The sequence below is a fragment of the Streptomyces sp. NBRC 110028 genome (assembly GCF_001417735.1).
Taxonomy (GTDB): domain Bacteria; phylum Actinomycetota; class Actinomycetes; order Streptomycetales; family Streptomycetaceae; genus Streptomyces.
Window position 1 is genome coordinate 1 of sequence record NZ_BBUZ01000035.1, and the last position, 17,395, is coordinate 17,395.

The window sequence follows — 17,395 nt, forward strand, 5'->3', positions numbered from 1 at the left end:
AACGGAGCGCCAACTCCTGTTGAACCGTGCGCAGATGTGCTGCCAGGTGATCCACCGACGCCTGGAGACCGAGTCCCTCCGCCACGTGCCACACGGCCAGCGCGTTGGTCTGCCAGTGGCCGCAGGCGGCCTCCTTGCCGAAGGACAGCAGGTCGTTGACGAACGCGGTGTGCTCCGCGACGAGCGCCAGCGCTTCCACCACGTCAGGGTCCGTGAAGAACTCCTCCGGGAACGACAGCCCGAGAACGAAATCTGCCACCCTCACATAGACCGGTGTACCGACATTGAAGCGCCGGAAGCGGCGGTAGTCCTCGAACTCAAAGATGTCGCCCGTGCCTGCCATTTCGATGCCTCGCAGTTCGGCCTCGACGAACTCCTTGAGGGCGGCTGTGAGCCGGGCCGTCTGCCCCGCGGTCATGTCCGAGGTGACGGACGTCCACGCGTCGGCCAGCATCCCGGCAAGAGGGTCCCGGTCCCCGGCCGAGGTGTCGGAGGAGAAGGAGACCAACCGTTGTGCGAGGCTCGCGGTGCGCTCCGACACCTCCGCGGCATCCAACCGGTCCGTCAGGTCGTCGAAGGCACACATGAACTGGATGAGCCTGGCCATGGCGACCAGGCGGCCGGGAACGCCGTGCGGATAGATGAGGATCAGCCACCAGGGCTGGCGCCGCGCGAGGAATGCGGAGATCGACTGCTCATCGAACTCCATTCGCTCCAGGTACGGGCGAGTCCACGCATCGATCTGCCGCTCCATCTCGGCGGTTTCGGGGTGGAACTGCGCCTCCGGGCCGGTCAGCAGTTCCGGTACGAAGAAAGGGCGTCCGAAGATGTCGGGGCTGGGTGGAACGGGCATTTCACTCTCCTTGCCGGTCACAAACCGCTGCGGCGCTGACGTTTGGCATATACGGCCAGAGCGTCGTCGAAGTCCCCTCGCGTGAAGTCGGGCCAGCACACGGGTGCGAAGTGGTACTCCGCATACGCCGTCTGCCAGGGCATGAAGCCGGACAGCCGTTGCTCTCCCGACGTGCGTATGACCAGATCGGGGTCCGGCTGCCCGGCCGTGTACAGGTGCCGGGCCAGCCCCGATTCGTCCACCGTGTCACCGGGCGCGGCCCTCCCCGGTGACACGGCTCCGGGCGAGTGCTCATTCATCAGGGCGCGGGCCGCCTGCGCGATCTCCTGGCGCCCGTCGTAGGCGATTGCCGCATTGACCACCATGCCTTGTACATCTGCGGTATCGGCCTCGATTTCAGACAGCAGATCCCGAATGTGATCGGGCAGGGCCTCCAGTGCGCCGATGGGACGGATCCGCCATCGACGCTGATCGGCGAGCTTCCGAAGCCCGGTTGTGATGACCTCCAAAAGCGCCCGCACCGCCTCACCGGGCCGGTGCAGATTGTCCAGCGACAGCACCCACACGGTCACATATCCGATGCCCCACTCCTCGCACCACTCCCACAAGTTGCCCACCCGCACCGCGCCTCGCCGGTAACCCTCGACAGCGGGCAGCCCGTGATGCCGCGCCCAGCGGCGATTGCCGTCGAGGATGACGGCCACATGTTCCGGCACATCAAAACTCCGAGCCGGTGGCCCGCACAGCGGTATCTGCTCACTCATGACACTTCACCTCTCCTCAGGCGTCCCGATGGAGTGCGACGGCGGGCCCGGCGCGCGGTCAGCGAGCACCTCACGAGCCGTGGCCGGTCTCATGCGGGGTACCCGCCGACTGCCCCCGCTCGCACGGGGCGTCCTCCGCCGCGGGGCGGAGGGCACGGGCCGACGTTCTGGGGATGACACGCAGGCGCAGCCCCTTGGGGTGCAGCACCACGCCGACCTTCAGCGTGGCCCGCGACCCGGCCACCGGCTGAACCCGCCAGCGCTGCAACAGCACGGCCAAGGTCGAGGCGGCCTCGGCCAGGGCGAAGACGTCGCCGATGCACTTGCGGGCTCCGGCCCCGAAGGGGAGGAACGCCGCGCGCTGCGCGCGGGTACAGTTCCCCTCCAGCCAACGGTCGGGATCGAAGCGGTCAGGATCGGCGTAGACCGCCGGATCACGGAGCAGTGTGCGAATGCTGAAGTAGAGTTCCGCGCCCTCGGGAACCCGGTAGCCGCCCAACGCGGTCCGTGCGCGGGCCACCCGGCTGACCACCCAGCCCGGTGGGTACAGACGCAGTGTCTCGGTCAGGACTCGCTGTAGCTGGGGCAGCCGTGCCAGGTCGGCATGGGAGGGGGGCGCTCCGTCGAGCACCGTGTCGATCTCCTCCTCCACCCGTGTGTACCAGTGCGGATGGCGGACCAGAAGGCTGAGGGTCCAGGACAGCAGCGCGGCAGTGGTGTCGATGCCTCCGATCATGAAGCTCCAGATGTGGCCCTGGACCTCCTCGTCGCTCAGCGCGACGGTGCCATCCGGCCTGCGTACCAGAAGCAGGCTGAAGAGGTCGTCGTAGTCACCTGGATCCTCCCGGCGGTTGCGGATCATCGAGTCGATGGCCGAGCGCGTCCGCGCTTGCGCCTCGCGGTATCGGCGATTGGCCGGCAGCGGGAGCCGGCCGTAGGCCGGCAGGATCGTCCTGGCGAGGAGACCGCTGCTGATGATCGGCAGGTCGTGCTGGAACTGATCGACACACCGGACCGAGACGGGATCGGTGAACAGCGAGTTCGTCAGCGTTTTCGTGGTCAGGCGCGTCATTTCCCGGTCGATGTCGACTGCCTGACCCGGTCGCCACCGCCCGACGATCTCCGTCGCATTGCGCACCATCTGCCGGTTGTAACCGGGTATTCGGCTGGGATGGAAAGCGGGCTGCATCAGCGGTCGCGCGACCCGGTGCGCCTCGTTCGGGCACGCCGCGAGGCCGCCGTTGCCGCCCCACAGCTTGATGAACGCCTCGACCACCCCGCCCCCCTTGTCGAAGTCGCCGCGGCCGGCGACCAGCATGTGCCGGAGCAGAGCGGGATCGTTCACCACACAGGCGGTCTTCGGGCCGAGTCTGACGCGGACCAGGGGCCCGTGCCCGGCTGCTCGGTCGAAGAAACCGAAGGGGTCGCGGGCCATTCCCGGCAGGTGCCCCAGGAACGGCAGTTTTCTCGGGAGGTGGGGAATTTCCTTGAGTCGATTACTCATCGAACTCCTCGTATGAAGAGGGGGTGGCGCAGCAGGTCACGCCCCGGTGCGCAAAACGCGTCAGCGGCACACCACATGACGCCTCATATGCGCGGGTGAACAGCCAAGCGGCTGTCGCGGAATCGGCTCTTGTCCGGCTCGGCGAGTACCGGTTCGCGGTTCGCGCTGCCTTGGACGGATCGGCTGGTGGAGGCCGGAGGGCGGAGCGGAGAATCAGGTTGCGGGATTCCTGGGGTGTGGCGTGATGCGCAATTCGCTGGGGCTCAGATCCGAGCGGAAGCGGCTGCGTACGCGGCTGTTGGGCACCGGACGCAGGTGCCACCGGGCCAATACCGCGCTCAGGACGATGGTGGCTTCTGCCATGCCGAAGGTGTCGCCGATGCACTTGCGGCGTCCTTGGCCGAAGGGTATGTGCGCCTGGCGGGTGGCGGCGCTGGCCGGTGTGTCCCAGCGATCAGGGTCGAACCGCTCGGGTTGCGGAAAGTGAGCGGGGTCGTGCTGGAGCTGGTAGGCGCTGAAGAGGAAATCGGTCCTGGCAGGGAAGCGGTGCTCACCGAGGGCGACCTCCTGTGTGCTGACCCGGGTCATCATCCAGACGATGGGGTACAGCCGCAGGGTCTCCTGTAGCACGTTGCGGGTCAGTTGGAGCTTCCTGAAGTCCTCCGGGCCGGCCGTGCACCCGTTGAGGGCACTGTCCATCTCCTCCTGGAGACGCGTTTGGACGTCAGGGTGCTGGGTGAGGAGGTGTACGGCCCAGGCGAGGGTGCAGGCGATGGGTTCCGTTCCGCCGAGGAGGAGGGTGATGATCTGGTCGACCAGTTCCTGGTCGCTGAAGCCGTCGCCGTCCTCGTCGCGGGCCGCCATGAGGTTGTCCACCAGGCTTCCCGGGGTCGGCCGGGTGCGAGCCGCTGCGATGGCTCGGCGTGCCGAGGACTGGAGCTGGTTTCGGGCCTGCTCGAAGCGGCGGTTGGCCGGGAGGGGGAGCCGGCGGATCCAGGGGTGAGGCAGGGCAGTGCGGATGAGTAGTCCGGCCTGGAAATCAGCGACCTTGTCCGCGAGCCAGCCGGTCTCGGGCAGGTCGGCTTCGGGGAGCAGTGTCCGCGCGAGCGTCCGCGCGACCAAGACGTGGGCCTCGGCAAGAAAGTCGACCTCTTTTCCCGCTGTCCAGGACGAGATCATGGCGTCGGCTTCGTGCTGGAAGACGGAGGCGTAACCGTCGATGCGGCCGGGCTGAAAGGCCGACTGCATGATTCTCCGCTGCCTTCGGTGCTCCGCGTGTGCCGAGGTCACCAGTCCGTTGCCGACGAACGGGCGCGCGTTGTCCAGAATGGGGCCGCCCTTGTCGAACGCCTCGACGTCGATCACCAGCATGCGGTGGACCAGTTCGGGGGCACAGACGAGGTATGCGGGTCGTGGGCCGAGACGAACTCGCACGACGGGGCCGGCCCGTCGGCAGGCAGCCAGCCAGGGCGATGGATTCCTCGCCAGGTAGGGTGCATGCCCCACCAGGGGGAACGCCCCCGGAGCCTCGGGTATCGGGGAGTCCGAGCGGATCACCGCGTGCTCGGATTCGCGCCTCATGACAACCATCACCGCCTCATAGAACGAAGTATCCGATGGGCGAGGGCGGCCGGACGGGCCCGCCGTCGGTCAGGAAATTCTGATCGTGACCTCGTGCGCGACCCCGCACAGAGTCTCGATCACGTGGGGTGGGGACATATTCGTGGGGCACAAGTGACTAATGTCTACGGGTGGGATCATAACTCCGGCATGGCGTGGGGCACCAGGAAAGATGCACTGTTCTTGAAGCCGCTGCTCACAGAACTGGAATGACCCGCCGTCATCCCCTGGTGCCGACTGCCGAGGTTGTGGGGTGAGGTCGTCCCCCTACGGCACGACAAGGCGGAACATGGGGCAGGGCAGGGCCGACCCCTGGGGGCCGCCACGGGCGGGTGGAGGTGATCTCACACCCGTGGACCGGCAGCAGCGGGCCGTGCACTCAGACCGTCAGCGCCGCCGGCTCCCGCGTATCCCTCGCGGGTCATCGCCAGGGTGAGGACGGGAGAGGCCTTGCCGTGGCCGCTCCCGTCGCCGGGAGCTGAAGTGGTCCCCGGGCCGGTCCTGCCCTCGTCGCCCGGCCCCGACCCCGAAGGAGCCACCCTGTGGCACTCGTCCTCCCTCCCCGCACTCCGGCCGTCGCCATCGCCCGCGAGCTGCGCCGCCTCGGCCTCGAACAAGGCCGGGGCAAAGACTTCCGCGTCACCGGCTACTACCGAAACGGCGAGCGTGACCACACGTACGTACTCCTCCTGACCCGCCGGGCCGAAGAGGCCGCCGCCGCGCACGCCGACGACATCGAACGGTGGACGGCCGCCAGCCCGTACCCGTTCCGCGTCTCCGTCCGGTACTTCGGCAACGACCGCCCCACCGTGTCCATCGCCCACGCCGGAGACCGCATCCGCGAGACTCCGCCCGCCCCGGCCGCGCAGGACGCCCCCACGGCCGACGAGTTGGCCAAGGAGCCCGCCGCCCCCACTCCGGCCCCGCAGGCGCCCGTACAGCCGGTCGCCGACTACCGCGAGGAGCACCGGCAGGAGGAACAAGCGAAGGCGCTCGGCTGGTCGACCGACCACGCCGACGCGGTCCGGTGGGCCGCCGTCGGCGAGCTGGTCCGTGATGCCGACGGCGTCCCGCGCCGTGTCACCCGGCCCGGTCGCACCGGGCGCCGGGGGTGCGCCGCCCGACTCGCACCGCTGGCCGGGTTCCTCGTCACCGGCGAGGCGGACGAGGCCGGCCTCCGCCCGGTGACCGTCACCGCCGACGGCCGCCGCGCGCTGCTGGTGTGGGACCGCAAGCAGCCCGCCCCGGTCCCGCGCACCCGCAAGCAGGAGCGGCAGGCGCTCCGCCCCCTGCGGTACGGCGCCGAGGAGCGCCGCCGGGCCGAGGAGGTGTGGGCCGACATCGAGCGCCGCCGCGTTACGCGGAGGCAGGGAAGCGGTGGGCCGCGGAGGACCGGGAGGAACGGTTCCGGGCGGTATGGGCGCGCGTCGAAGGCATCCGCAACCCGTGCAGCAAGCGGCCCCGCGGCTGGACCCCCACGGACGAGGAGGTCCGCCGCCACTTCCTGGGCAATGTTTGTGGTGTCAGGAAGGGCGCAGAGCCGGCCCGACCCGCACCCAGGAGGAGCAGCATGACCACGAAGTGGGCGACGCTGGTGCGGTATCGCACGACCGGAGCGTGCGGGCCCAGGTGCTTCTCGATCCTGCGCCGCAGCGAGGAGTCGGCGTTGAGTCCGACCATAGGGTGTTCGGCGACCTCGCTGCAGGCCAACGCGGTTCGCCCGGCGAGGATGCCGCCGGCCTGGCCGATCACAACGAGGGAGCCGTCGCCGAGGGGCTCCATCTGGAGGCCGCAGCCGGCGGATCATCGTTCACCGGGTCCGTCGTGAGGGAACCCCGGTGGATCGGGGATGCCGGCGCGTCCGGCGGCGTGGCGCTGGGAGCGGCGAGGAGGGGTTCCAGCGGCCGCCCCACTGGAACCCCTGATGCGAGCCGTTCCCAGCGTCGGGGCGTTCCGCTCGACCGTCGGCCGGCTTCGTGGCCGGCTCAGGCAGCGGCGAGGCCGGTCTTGAGGGCGGTGGTGATGCGCACGACGCGCTCGGCCTGGACGCGGGCGGCCTCGCGGGTGGTCTGGGCGACGGGGTTGTCGCCCTGTGCGTCGACGTGGGAGGTGCCGTAGGGGTTGCCGTCGGCGAACTTGGCGGGGTCGGTGTAACCGGGGGCGACGACGATCCCGCCGAAGTGGTGGAAGGAGTTGTACAGGGCGAGCAGGGTGGACTCCTGACCGCCATGGGTCGTGGCGGAGGACGTGAAACCGCTGTAGACCTTGTCGGCGAGCTTGCCCTGGCCCCACAGGCCGCCGAGAGTGTCGATGAACTGCTTCAGCTGCGAGGCGATGTTGCCGAAGCGGGTAGGGGAGCCGAAGATCACGGCGTCGGCCCATTCGATGTCGGCCGGGGTGGCCTCCGGGATGCCGGCGGTGGCGGCGGCATTGGCCGCCCAGGCGGCGTTGGAGTCGATCGCGTCCTGCGGGGCCAGTTCGGCCGCCTTGAGCAGGCGGACCTCGGCGCCGGCCTCCTTCGCACACTGGGCGATGTGCTTGCCGATCTCGGCGATGGTTCCGGTGGAGGAGTAGTAGACGACAGCTACCTTGATCGGGGTGTTCACGGCTGCGGTCTCCGTTCCGTTGGTGTCATTCGTTCGAGTGCGGCGGAAGATGCCCATGTCGGATGTCGTCCATGGGGGCCGTGCCCGCCGATCGAACATCAGTTGAACCGTAAATCATGAGGCGGGCGATCGAACCCGTGGGGTGACGGGAATAACCCTGCCCATCATTTTGTATAACGTTCAACTACATGCTCGGGTCGGCACCTCCGGCCGTGCGAACAGGAAGGACGGCACCATGACCCTCCCCCTCGACATCCGGCGCGCCAACGAGCGCTTCCATACCCGCACCGGCTGGCTCGACTCCCACCACTCCTTCTCCTTCTCGCACCACCGGGACCCCCAGAACACCCATTTCGGGCTTCTGCTGGTCTCCAACGACGATGTCGTCGCCCCCGGCACCGGCTTCGAAACCCACCCCCACCGCGACATGGAGATCATCACCTGGGTCCTCGACGGAAGCCTCGTCCACCAGGACTCCGAAGGCCACAACGGGGTGATCTACCCCGGCCTCGCCCAGCGGATGAGCGCCGGCACCGGCATCCTGCACAGCGAGAAGAACGACTCCTGGACCCTGACCGGCCAGCCCGAGCACCACGACCCCGTCCACTTCATCCAGATGTGGACCATCCCCGACGAGGCCGGTATCCGCCCCGGCTACGAGCAGCTCGACATCAACGACGAACTCGCCCTCGGCGGCTGGACCACTCTCGCCTCCGGCATGCCCGGGCACGGCAACCAGCGCGCGATCGGCATCCGGCAGAAGCACGCCGCCCTGCACGTCGCTCGCATCCGCCCCGCCGAGACCCTGGAGGTCGCAGCCGCCCCCTTCGTCCACCTCTTCATCGCCCGCGGCAGCGCCGAACTGGAGGGCGCGGGAGCCCTGGCCACCGGCGACGCGGTCCGCATCACCGGTGCCGAGGGCCAGCGCGTCACCGGCGGCCCCGACGGCGCCGAGGTGCTCATGTGGGAGATGAACGCCGCCATCTCCATGGCCTGACTGGCCGGGCAGTCGTTCTGCGCGCCGCGCGGCCCGCGCGGCGCGTGGCCGACACCAACCGGCGATCACCCGCGGAGCGAGCGGGCCACCGGACTGTTGCCCTTGAAGCCGACCCATGGCGATCTCATCGCCCACTACCGACCAGACGGTCCCGTCGCGCCGGAAGGGGAGCGGGCCGATGCCGCTCGTCTCCTCACGGCTGCGATCGACCTCACCATCCGGGCGCTCGAGGTCGGCTTCCTCCTCGTCCTCGCCGCCACTGAAGGTGAGGCAGCCAGCGGACGGCCCACCGGGCCGAGCCAGGACATCGGCGTCGTGGCCGAGCGGGACCACGTTTCCGCTGACCGAGCGCACGGTGCCCTCCCACACGACCTGGACCGGGCGCTCGCCGATCAGCTCCGGGGCGCGCCCGTTCACGTACCATCCGGGCAGTGCGGGGCCCGCCATCTCCGACAGCCCGCCCCGCCACCCGTCAGCAAGGAGTTCTCATGTCCAAGCCGCCGCTGCCGCCCGAGGCCGACGCCCTGCTGCGCCGCCCCAATCCAGCCGTCATGGCCACCGTGCGCTCGGACGGCACTCCCGTGTCCACTCCCACCTGGTACGCGTGGGAGGACGGCCGCGTCCTGGTCAACCTGGACGACGGCCGGGTACGGCTGAAGCACCTGCGCCGCGATCCGCGGGTGACCCTCACCGTCCTGGACAAGGACGACTGGTACACCCATGTCACGCTGATCGGACGTGTCGTGGAGATGCGCGAGGACGAGGGCCTGGCCGACATCGACCGTATCGCCCACCACTACATCGGCGGGCCCTACCCGGACCGGGACCGCTCCCGTACCAGCGCCTGGATCGAGGTCGAGCGGTGGCACGGCTGGGGTTCGATGAAGGACAACGACCAGGCGTCCGCGTAGGTGCCGTGTGCGTGGGGAGGCCCCTCCTCACGCACAAGCACCGCCCGGGCCGGGGCCTCGCTTACGCGATGCCGAACTCCGTCCGCGCGCGGTCCACCATCCGGCGGGCGTGCCGCAGTCCGATCCGGTCCAGTACACCGGCCAGTTCGGCCAGATCGGCGGCCGTGTGGGCGCGGTCACGCCCGAGCCGGGCCAGGGACTTGACGAGTCCCAGCCGGGCGAGGGCCTCGCCGCGCGGCTCGCTCATGGCACGGAACTCGGTCAGCGCCTGCTGGTAGACGTCACGCGCCTCCTCGCAACGCCCCGCGCGGTAGAGCACGTTGCCGCGCATCTTGTGGTTGTAGGCCAGAGCGCTCATCAGGTTCATCTCGCGACATGTCACCTCCGCCTCGGCGAGCAGGTCCAGCGCACGGTCCACGTCGCCGTCGCGCACGGAGACGATGTCGGCCAGGCCGCGCAGCGCCCAGGCGTATCCGCGCCGGTCCTCGGCCTGCGCGGCGATCGCCGCGGACTCCTCGAACATCGCGTACGCCGTGTCGTACGACCCGGTGTTGCGATGCATCTGGGCGATCCCCTCCAGCGCCCATACGGTATGCCGTGCCTCGCCGCGCTCCCGCGCCTCGGCGAGAAGTTGCTCGTGCAGCGCGCCCACGGCCTCGTAATCCCCCTGGATGCGGCCCGTCTCCGCCAATCCGGCGAGCGAGTAGCCACGGGCGAGGATGTCCCCTCCCTGTTCGCCGAGTTCGGCCGCGAACCCGAGCAGGCGCCACGCCAGCGCCAGCGCACCCCGCTGCCGGGCGAGGGTGCCGCCACTCCACAGCGCCCACGCCATCGCCCCGGTGTCCCCCGCCGTACGGGCCGCCCGATAGCTGGCCTTCCACTCCCGGTCGGCATCCGACACATTCCCCAGCCTGCGGTTGGCCTCGGCCACCGCCAGCCCCACGCGCGCCGTCTCCCGCGGGCAGCCGCCGCGCTCGGCCGCCCGCAACTGCTCGGTGCCCGCGGCCAGTACGTCGACCAGCGACGAGTTCACGGACAGGGTGGTGAGGGAGCCCTGGTACTCCGGGGCGAATGCCTTGCCGTACATAAGTGCCTTCCGTCTTCGTTCCACGGAAGCGCGCGCCACCTTTCTGTCCACTCCCTCTATACACTGAGTGCATAAAGGGGCGGAAACAACCCTCGCCGAGTTGTCCGCCACGCGTCCGTCGCTGATCTAGACGCGATGCGGCCCGGCGAGGTTGTTCCGGTTCCTACGCGGTGTGTTCGGGTGGGTTGATCCGCGAGGACTCGATCGCAGAGGCCTTGGTACCCCACTTGTCGAGGATCGGGGCGCAGGTCCCGTCCTTGATCAGCTCGTCGGCCTTGTGCACCGAGGCCACCGGGTTCCCGGTCGGCGCGGGGGACGCGGCGGCGGCCGGACGGAGGCGCGGTCTCGCGTGGAAGGGGTTCACGGGGCGGGGACCTTTCGGGTCTGCGCGTCGGTGGTGAGGTGCTTCTCGAACGGGAGCGGGCCGATGGTCTCCGGGTCGGCCCCGGTGTCGAACAGCGGTGTGTAGCCGGTGGCCAGGTACAGGCCGCGGGCCTCGGGCTGGCGCGGCCCGGTGGTCAGGTAGACGCGCCGGTAGCCGCGGGCCGCCGCCGCGCGCTCCAGTTCGGCCACGACCCGGCGGGCGAGGCCGCGTCGGCGGTGGGCGGAGTGGGTCCAGATCCGCTTCAGTTCGGCCGTGGTGTCGTCGTAGCGGCGGAACGCGCCGCCCGCGACCGGCTCCCCGTGCTCCAGCAGCAGGAGCAGCACGCCGCCGTGTGCGGGGGTGAACTCCTCGTCGGGGTACCGGGCGAGTTCGGCGTGGGCGTCCTTGCCGTAGCGGGTGGAGTACTCGTCGCCCAGTTCCCGCAACAGCGGCGCCACCCGCGGGTCGCCGACCTCGACGGTGACGACGGTCGGCCCGGTGGCGGGCCGCTGCGAGGCTGTGGTCATGCGCGCACCGCCGCGAGGGCCTGCGGGCCGCGCGCCGCGCGCTCGGCATCGCCTTTGGCATCGCGCTCGGCATCGCGTTTGGCGACCTCCTCGCGGACGATCGGGATCACGTGCCGCCCGAAGTCGATGGCGTCGTCCAGCAGGTCATAACCCCGGGCCGAGAGGATGTCGACGCCCAGGTCGTAGTAGTCCAGCAGCGCCTGAGCCACCGTCTCGGGGGTGCCGACCAGGGCGTTGGAGTTGCCCGCGCCGCCGGTGGCGGCGGCCGTCGGGGTCCACAGCGCGCGGTCGTACCGCTCCCCCTGTTCCGCGATGGCGATCAGCCGCTGGGAGCCGGTGTTCTCCGGGGCGCCGTCGCGGTGGTGCCGTACGAGCCCCTGCTCACGCCGCGCCCGGATCGCGCCGACCGTGCGGCGGGCCTTCTCCCAGGCCAGTTCCTCGGTCGGGGCGATGATCGGCCGGAAGGCCGCCTGGATGCGCGGGACGTCGGTGCGGCCCGCGGCCCGCGCGGCCGCTTTCACCGCCTCGATCTGTTCCGCGGTCTTCTCCAGGGGCTCGCCCCAGAGGCAGTAGATGTCGGCCTCCGCTCCCCCGGCCGCGTAGGCCGCCGGGGAGGAACCTCCGAAGGAGACCCGGGGCCTGGGCTGCTGGACGGGGAGGACATCGCTGACGAAGTCGTGGAAGCGGTAGTACTCCCCCTCGTGGTCGAAGGGCTCGCGAGCCGTCCAGATCTTCTTGACGATCCGGATGTACTCGCGGGTGCGCTCATAGCGCTGGTCCTTGGTGAGGGTGTCGCCCTCCCGGCCCTGCTCATGGTCGTTGCCACCGGTGATGAAGTGCACCGTCAGCCGGCCCTCGCTGATCTGGTCGAGGGTGGCGAAGGTCTTCGCGGCGTACGTCGGATACGAGACGTTGGGCCGGTGGGCGAGCAGGATCTGAAGGCGGTCCAGCCTGCTCGCGATGTACGCGGCGGCCGGGGCGGGGTCCGGCGATCCGGAACCGTAGGCGAAGAGCACCCGGTCCCAGCCGTGGTCCTCGTGTGCCCGGGCGAGCCGGAGGGTGTACTCCTTGTCGAAGGCGGCGCCGGAGCGCGGGGTGGTCTCGGAGCCGTCATGGGTGGCGGCGATGCCGAGGAATTCCACGGGCATGCGAAAAGCCTCTCGGGATGGGCGGAACACCTGTTGACCCGGCCGTGGATGACGGGGGATCAGCGGATGTGGTGGGGAGCGCGGAGGTGAAGCAGACAGGCGTGATGAGGCCGGAAGGTGCGAAGGCAGCGCGTGTCCGGGGCCGCGGGACCGTACGTACGCCGGGTCAGCGCCCGGGTACGGCGGCCGCGCGGAGGAAGAACTCGGCCCGCGACGGGGTCACCGAGGGAGGGAAGGGCCGATCAGACAGCCCGCTGCCCAGTCAGGCGCAACACATGGCGGACCACACACGACCGAAGTCGATGTGGTCGCGGGAGACCAAGCGCGGCTGGACATTCATGGAACTAATTGAGCAGGACACATGGCGTCGCGTCAACCGGTGCCCGGATGACGGACCGGCGAGGGACACCTTTCTCGCCACGCCCCCGGCCACATTGACGGCGCTACGCGGTCGGCACGTACCATCGCCCCTCGGATCGGCTCCGCCACGGTGCTGAGCGCCGGGCGGTTCTGCGTGGAGCGGCACTACGCGCGCGGGGCCGCCCGCACACTGCCGCCCACTCCCCTGCAACGCCTTCGCGGGCGCAGCTGGCCGTCAGCCGGGTTCGGCGGGGGTCCTGAGCCGCGCGTGCGTGGCCCAGTCCAGGATCTGGACCGCCGCTCCGGCGGCCTCCAGGCCCTGGCAGTGCGCGTGGTGCCGGCGGGCGATGCCGTCGAGATCGAGCTGGCGGCCGAACGCCGGGTGGGCGGCCAGCCGCCGCGCGTGGGCCCACAGGTGCGGGTGGTCCGTGATGCGGTGCACCGCGGCGGCGTCCAGGTGCTGCCGGTGCACGGTGTCGAGCCACAGCAGGGTCACCCACACCTGCACGTCGGAGGCGGTCAGTTCCTCGCCCAGGACGTACTTGCGGACCGCGAGCCGTCGCTCCAGCGCGTCCAGCGCGCCGAACACCGTACCGAGCGCGGTGTCGCGCGCCGCGTCATCGGCGCCGGGCTGTCCGGCGCGCTGGGCGGCGTCGTCGATGCCGCGCTCGCAGAGGCGTGCGATCGCCTCCATCTCCCGCTCCGCGCCGCATGGGTGGAGCACGGGGCGGTCGGGGCCCCCGCTGCCGAAGCGGCGGTCCAGGTCGCGCAGGATGTCGGGGGTGTGGGTGCTGACGATCCTGCCCGACCAGTCGTCGCCGAGCACCGGTGCCGCGGTCGGCCCGGCGTAACGGTGCGCGCTGGCCTGGTACGTCAGGCGCAGCGCGGAATGCCCGCCGTCCGGTCCGTCGGGCACGGCGGGCAGCAGGGTCACCGGGAGGGTGTCGTCGAGGCCGAGCAGGCTGTGGGTGATGGCGATCCGCAGACAGTCCCGGCAGGACAACGCCAGATGGAGGCGGTAGCGGCGCGGCACGGCGTAGTGTCCGCTGCGCGCGTCCCGGCCGATCCTGCCTCGGAACGATGCGACGGACAGCGAGGACGGCGCGGCTTTCCCAGGTGTGACGGACACGTTTCTCCCCAGGTCGGGTTCTTCGCTGGCGGTGAGACGTACGGTGAGCGGCCGGCGGTGAGCGACGCCCGGCGGGCGGCCCGTGGCGGGGGCCGGGACGGGCGGCCCTCGGTGGGCGCGTGGCGGTGATCGCTCGCGGTGCCGCGGGACGACGGCGTCAGGCGCCCGCGAGGGCCTGCCGGCTCAGGACGGGAGACTCGCGGCGCTGCAGACGCGCAGCAGGTCGATGTGGCGGCGGGAGGTGAGAAGGGGAGAGGGCCGACGCGCGTGGACCGCACGATCGGCGGCCGCCTGCCCAGGCCTCATCATTCCCCACCCATTCGCTAGGAATCCCCTCCCGAGGAGTGTCGAGCGCCTCGCGAGTCCCGTCAAGGGGTGTCCCGCGTTCCTGGTTGAGGAGCTACGGGTTCGTCCACGCCTCGGGGTCCTCGGCGAGGTCCAGGACACCCTCGGGCAGCTCGGCCGCGGCGACCTCGGCGAGGGTGACCTCACCGAGGATCTTGCGGACATTGGCCCGTACCGCGATCCACAGCGGCAGCAATGACTCCGCCGGGCCGTGGTAGGACAGTTCGGGCGGCCGTACGCCCCGTACGGACACCAGGGGCCCGTCGACCACGCGGATCACATCGGCGATCGTGATCTCATCGGCGGGGCGGGCCAGCCGGTAGCCGCCGTTCCCGCCGCGCTGGCTGGCCACCAGCCCGCCGCGGCGCAGATCGCCCAGGATCCCCTCCAGGAACTTGTGCGGAACGCCCTGCGACGCGGCGATCGCCTCGGCCTTGACGGAGACACCGTCCACCGCCACCGCCAGCTCCAGAGCCGCCCGCACCGCATAGTCCGCCTTCGCAGAGATCCGCATGCGGTGATTATCCGCCACCCGGTCGCGTGGCGATCAGAAGGGCAGGGCGAACGGCGGATGCTCGCCGCGGAGGAAGTAGTCCCCCACCTCCTGGAGCCGGGGAGCGACCGGAACGCAGAGGGTGTGGGTCCGTACGTTGCGCCAGAATCGGTCGAATCCGTACGCCGAGGCGGCGGAGCGGGCGCCGAGGACGTCCAGCGCGCGGGCCGTGACATCCTGCGCGGCACCGGCGGCGGCCGCCTCTGCCGCCGCCGCCAGCATGGTGATCTCGGCGCACTCGTCGTCGGTGAGGTCCTCTCCGCGCGCCAGCCCGCGGTCCAGCGCCTCCAGCGCCTGGTCGGCGAGCGCGGACGCGGAGAACGTGGCGACGGTCAGCTCCCCGTAGGTCGTCAGCACGTACGGATCACGGGGCGAGCTGTACGACGGCCCCTCCGGCTGCCAGGGCACGTCCACGGCCCTGGTGTACTCGCGGGCCTCCGCGAGCACCCCCTGGGCGATCCCCAGACAGATCTGGGCCGAGACCAGCCGCCCGGTCGGCGCGGACAGCCCGGCGAACGGCGACAGGGTGCCGTCGTCCGAGGAGAGCGGGCCGAGCACCGCGTCGCTCTCGACCGCCACCGCGTCGAACTCCACGCTCCCGCCGGCCGCCAGCCGCTGGCCGAAGGTCTCCCCGCCGTCGCCGCCGGTCACCACGCCGGGGCGGGCCGCGTCGACGAGCACGGCCAGCGGCTCCCCCGTCTCGGAGTGGTCCGCGCGCACCGCGAGCCGGTCGGCGACCAGGACGCCGGTGGCGTACCCCTGGCGTCCGTTCAGCACATAGCCGCCCCGGCCCGGGGTGAGTGTCAGACGCGGCTCCACGGCGGCCAGCCCGCCGCCCCAGCACCACTGGCCGGCCGCGGACTCCCGCTCGACGCGGGCGGCGAGACCGGGAGCGCCGAAGAACCGCGCGCTGGAGGACAGCAGATAGTGGCAGCCGAGCACTTGGCCGATCGCGCCGTCGGCCGCGGCGATGGTCCGTATGACGGCGTGCGCCGTGGGCCAGTCCGCCCCGCCGCCCCCGCTTTCGGCGGGTATCAGCAATGACAGGAGCCCGGCCTCCCGGAGCCGCGCGACCTCGTCGAAGGGTGTCTTCGCTGCCTGGTCGCGGACCACCGCGTCGATGGCCAGGTCGTCCGCCGCCTCATGGGCGACCTGCAGCCAACGCGCGCGGTCGGGTGTTTCCGCAACCGCATCCACCACCGTCACGCCTGCTCCTCTTCCTTCGGCAAGGGCCGCCCGCCATCATTCCCTATTAATCCAGTAGGAAAAATAGGGAATCCAGCCGTCGACGTCCACCCGGGTATCGTCTGTCCGTGAACACGAGCGCGGGGCACGAGATGATCGCCATACCGCCGGGGCAGGTGACGCTGTCGGACCGGCGGACCCAGCGCAGTTGGCCGGTCGAGCTGGCGCCGTACCAGCTCGGCGCGCACCCGGTCACCCAGGCGCTGTACGCCCAGGTCACCGGCGCGCGGCCGAGCACCGCCCAGGCGGACGCGGCACCCGTCGAGGGCGTGTCCTGGCGGGACGCGGTCGTCTTCTGCAACGCCCTGTCGCAGCGGGACGGGTTCGCCCCCGCGTACCACCTCCATGCCGATGGCGAAGGCGTCGAGCGGGACCCGTCAGCGGACGGGTACCGGCTGCCGACCGAAGCGGAATGGCAGCACGCCTGCCGCGCCGGCACCACCGGACCGCGCTACGGCCCCCTCGACGACATCGCCTGGTACCGCGGCAATTCGGGGGAACGACTCCATGACGTGGGCGGCAAACAGCCCAGCGCGTGGGGCCTGCACGACATGCTCGGCAACGTCTGGGAGTGGTGCTGGGACCTCTACGACGCCGAGGTCTACGGCACCTACCGAGTGCTCCGTGGCGGTGGCTGGTTCGATGAACACTGGAGTTGCCGGGCCTCCGTACGCCGCCGCAGCCACCCGACCTTCCGGGTGGACGACGTGGGATTCCGCATCGCGCGTACCGCCGAGCGCTGACCTACGACAGACCCCGACCGGGAGGTGGCAGGTGACGCCGGAGAGCGGCGACAGCCGGAAGACGGCACAGTTCGAGGCGGCCACGGGCGACGAAGCCCCCCTCGACGTGGACCCCAGGAAACGGGCGGCCGCGGTGCGGGCGGCGTACGACGGCCTGCTGGAGATCCGTCGGCTGATGAACACCACCGTCGACGACCCGCTCGCCACGCCCGCCGCCTGGGAGCGGCACCAGCCGGTCCGGGCCGTGGCCATCGCCCTGGAAGCGGCGGGCATCCCACCCTCGGCTGTCGGCCCCGACGGCCACCGGCCGGCGACGGGATACCGCTGCGCCGAGGCCGAGCGGGCGGGTGCGGTGCGGGTCGAGTGGCTGGGGCCACCGGGAAGTGGCGCCGCGTACGCGGCGGGTGAAGAGCTGGGCAACTGCGCTCGTGTGCTGCGCGGGCTGGGCTGGGAGGCCCTGGAGTACCGCGGCCGCGGCCGCCACCGCTATCTGGAGGTCGAGGCCCTTCCCTGACGACGGTCGGCTCGGCTCAGGTCCTGGTTTCCCGTGCGGGGCACGTCCGCGGTGGCCAGGCTGGCGGTCGGGGCATGCGCGGCCGAGGCCCGTGGGCGCCGGGCGCAGCCACCGCACGCCCTGCG

Annotated in this window: 17 protein-coding genes and 1 pseudogene; 5 read left to right on the forward strand and 13 right to left on the reverse strand. The window is 70.9% G+C overall.

What is annotated here, in order from left to right; all coding sequences use genetic code 11:
• The 4 genes from ASC60_RS27490 to ASC60_RS27505 all read right to left on the reverse strand — a co-directional run.
• On the reverse strand, positions 1 to 874 hold an 874-nt coding region (locus ASC60_RS27490), incomplete at its 3' end, for a hypothetical protein (protein WP_159043329.1).
• Positions 871 to 1,617, reverse strand: a complete 747-nt coding sequence (uppS, locus tag ASC60_RS27495) for a polyprenyl diphosphate synthase (RefSeq protein WP_063787223.1) — start codon at positions 1,615 to 1,617, stop codon at positions 871 to 873. The genes uppS and ASC60_RS27490, both read right to left, overlap by 4 nt.
• 70 nt (positions 1,618 to 1,687) lie before the next feature.
• Positions 1,688 to 3,121, reverse strand: a complete 1,434-nt coding sequence (locus tag ASC60_RS27500; protein ID WP_079038670.1) for a cytochrome P450 — start codon at positions 3,119 to 3,121, stop codon at positions 1,688 to 1,690.
• 213 nt (positions 3,122 to 3,334) lie between these two features.
• The gene (locus ASC60_RS27505) at positions 3,335 to 4,711 is read right to left on the reverse strand and encodes a cytochrome P450 (RefSeq protein ID WP_079038671.1); all 1,377 of its coding nucleotides are present in this window, start codon (positions 4,709 to 4,711) and stop codon (positions 3,335 to 3,337) included.
• 572 nt (positions 4,712 to 5,283) lie between these two features.
• Between ASC60_RS27505 and ASC60_RS43330 the strand changes: the two genes are divergently transcribed.
• Positions 5,284 to 6,315, forward strand: a complete 1,032-nt coding sequence (locus ASC60_RS43330) for a hypothetical protein (RefSeq protein ID WP_055555556.1) — start codon at positions 5,284 to 5,286, stop codon at positions 6,313 to 6,315.
• A gap of 34 nt (positions 6,316 to 6,349) precedes the next feature.
• Here ASC60_RS43330 and ASC60_RS44195 read toward each other — a convergent pair.
• Together ASC60_RS44195 and wrbA are read right to left on the reverse strand one after the other, a co-directional pair.
• Positions 6,350 to 6,523: pseudogene (locus tag ASC60_RS44195) on the reverse strand (LysR family transcriptional regulator); the annotation flags it as partial.
• 203 nt (positions 6,524 to 6,726) lie between these two features.
• Complete coding sequence (gene wrbA / locus ASC60_RS27515) at positions 6,727 to 7,347, reverse strand: NAD(P)H:quinone oxidoreductase (RefSeq protein WP_055555557.1); 621 nt, start codon at positions 7,345 to 7,347, stop codon at positions 6,727 to 6,729.
• Between the two features lie 235 nt (positions 7,348 to 7,582).
• Between wrbA and ASC60_RS27520 the strand changes: the two genes are divergently transcribed.
• Both ASC60_RS27520 and ASC60_RS27525 read left to right on the forward strand, forming a co-directional pair.
• Positions 7,583 to 8,344: a pirin-like bicupin family protein gene (locus ASC60_RS27520; RefSeq protein WP_055555559.1), complete on the forward strand. Its 762-nt coding sequence runs from the start codon at positions 7,583 to 7,585 to the stop codon at positions 8,342 to 8,344.
• 488 nt (positions 8,345 to 8,832) lie between these two features.
• Positions 8,833 to 9,255 carry a PPOX class F420-dependent oxidoreductase gene (locus tag ASC60_RS27525; protein WP_055555561.1) on the forward strand — a complete coding sequence of 141 codons (423 nt, stop codon included), beginning with the start codon at positions 8,833 to 8,835 and terminating at the stop codon, positions 9,253 to 9,255.
• 61 nt (positions 9,256 to 9,316) lie between these two features.
• Here the strand turns inward: ASC60_RS27525 and ASC60_RS27530 are convergent, their stop codons facing one another.
• From ASC60_RS27530 to ASC60_RS27560, 7 genes are all read right to left on the reverse strand, one after another.
• On the reverse strand, positions 9,317 to 10,342 hold the full coding sequence (locus ASC60_RS27530) for a tetratricopeptide repeat protein (protein ID WP_055555563.1): 1,026 nt from the start codon (positions 10,340 to 10,342) through the stop codon (positions 9,317 to 9,319).
• Between the two features lie 163 nt (positions 10,343 to 10,505).
• Complete coding sequence (locus ASC60_RS42355) at positions 10,506 to 10,706, reverse strand: hypothetical protein (RefSeq protein ID WP_055555565.1); 201 nt, start codon at positions 10,704 to 10,706, stop codon at positions 10,506 to 10,508.
• The gene (locus tag ASC60_RS27540; protein ID WP_055555567.1) at positions 10,703 to 11,233 is read right to left on the reverse strand and encodes a GNAT family N-acetyltransferase; all 531 of its coding nucleotides are present in this window, start codon (positions 11,231 to 11,233) and stop codon (positions 10,703 to 10,705) included. The genes ASC60_RS42355 and ASC60_RS27540 overlap by 4 nt, the downstream gene beginning before the upstream one ends.
• Positions 11,230 to 12,381 carry an LLM class flavin-dependent oxidoreductase gene (locus ASC60_RS27545; RefSeq protein WP_055555569.1) on the reverse strand — a complete coding sequence of 384 codons (1,152 nt, stop codon included), beginning with the start codon at positions 12,379 to 12,381 and terminating at the stop codon, positions 11,230 to 11,232. Before ASC60_RS27545 ends, ASC60_RS27540 begins: the two co-directional genes overlap by 4 nt.
• Positions 12,382 to 12,976: 595 nt before the next feature.
• Complete coding sequence (locus ASC60_RS27550; protein WP_055555570.1) at positions 12,977 to 13,870, reverse strand: glutathione S-transferase C-terminal domain-containing protein; 894 nt, start codon at positions 13,868 to 13,870, stop codon at positions 12,977 to 12,979.
• A 400-nt stretch (positions 13,871 to 14,270) separates the two neighbouring features.
• Positions 14,271 to 14,729, reverse strand: coding sequence for an Rrf2 family transcriptional regulator (locus ASC60_RS27555; RefSeq protein ID WP_055555572.1), 459 nt, complete (start codon positions 14,727 to 14,729; stop codon positions 14,271 to 14,273).
• Positions 14,730 to 14,762: 33 nt separating this feature from the next.
• Positions 14,763 to 15,974 (reverse strand): acyl-CoA dehydrogenase family protein, encoded by a 1,212-nt coding sequence (locus ASC60_RS27560; RefSeq protein WP_055555574.1) that lies wholly within the window; start codon positions 15,972 to 15,974, stop codon positions 14,763 to 14,765.
• Between the two features lie 131 nt (positions 15,975 to 16,105).
• On the opposite strand from ASC60_RS27560, the gene ASC60_RS27565 reads away from it, so the two are divergent.
• Complete coding sequence (locus ASC60_RS27565; RefSeq protein ID WP_055555576.1) at positions 16,106 to 16,756, forward strand: formylglycine-generating enzyme family protein; 651 nt, start codon at positions 16,106 to 16,108, stop codon at positions 16,754 to 16,756.
• A 31-nt stretch (positions 16,757 to 16,787) separates the two neighbouring features.
• Positions 16,788 to 17,270, forward strand: coding sequence for a hypothetical protein (locus ASC60_RS27570; protein WP_055555578.1), 483 nt, complete (start codon positions 16,788 to 16,790; stop codon positions 17,268 to 17,270).
• Positions 17,271 to 17,395 lie beyond the last annotated feature (125 nt).

What these genes read in the sequence shown, in the direction of transcription:
- uppS (WP_063787223.1), bottom strand. Translation starts at nt 1,617, where the DNA reads ATGAGTGAGCAGATACCGCTGTGCGGGCCACCGGCTCGGAGTTTTGAT.
- ASC60_RS27500 (WP_079038670.1), bottom strand. Translation starts at nt 3,121, where the DNA reads ATGAGTAATCGACTCAAGGAAATTCCCCACCTCCCGAGAAAACTGCCG.
- ASC60_RS27505 (WP_079038671.1), bottom strand. Translation starts at nt 4,711, where the DNA reads ATGGTTGTCATGAGGCGCGAATCCGAGCACGCGGTGATCCGCTCGGAC.
- ASC60_RS27520 (WP_055555559.1), top strand. Translation starts at nt 7,583, where the DNA reads ATGACCCTCCCCCTCGACATCCGGCGCGCCAACGAGCGCTTCCATACC.
- ASC60_RS27525 (WP_055555561.1), top strand. Translation starts at nt 8,833, where the DNA reads ATGTCCAAGCCGCCGCTGCCGCCCGAGGCCGACGCCCTGCTGCGCCGC.
- ASC60_RS27530 (WP_055555563.1), bottom strand. Translation starts at nt 10,342, where the DNA reads ATGTACGGCAAGGCATTCGCCCCGGAGTACCAGGGCTCCCTCACCACC.
- ASC60_RS27540 (WP_055555567.1), bottom strand. Translation starts at nt 11,233, where the DNA reads ATGACCACAGCCTCGCAGCGGCCCGCCACCGGGCCGACCGTCGTCACC.
- ASC60_RS27545 (WP_055555569.1), bottom strand. Translation starts at nt 12,381, where the DNA reads ATGCCCGTGGAATTCCTCGGCATCGCCGCCACCCATGACGGCTCCGAG.
- ASC60_RS27555 (WP_055555572.1), bottom strand. Translation starts at nt 14,729, where the DNA reads ATGCGGATCTCTGCGAAGGCGGACTATGCGGTGCGGGCGGCTCTGGAG.
- ASC60_RS27565 (WP_055555576.1), top strand. Translation starts at nt 16,106, where the DNA reads ATGATCGCCATACCGCCGGGGCAGGTGACGCTGTCGGACCGGCGGACC.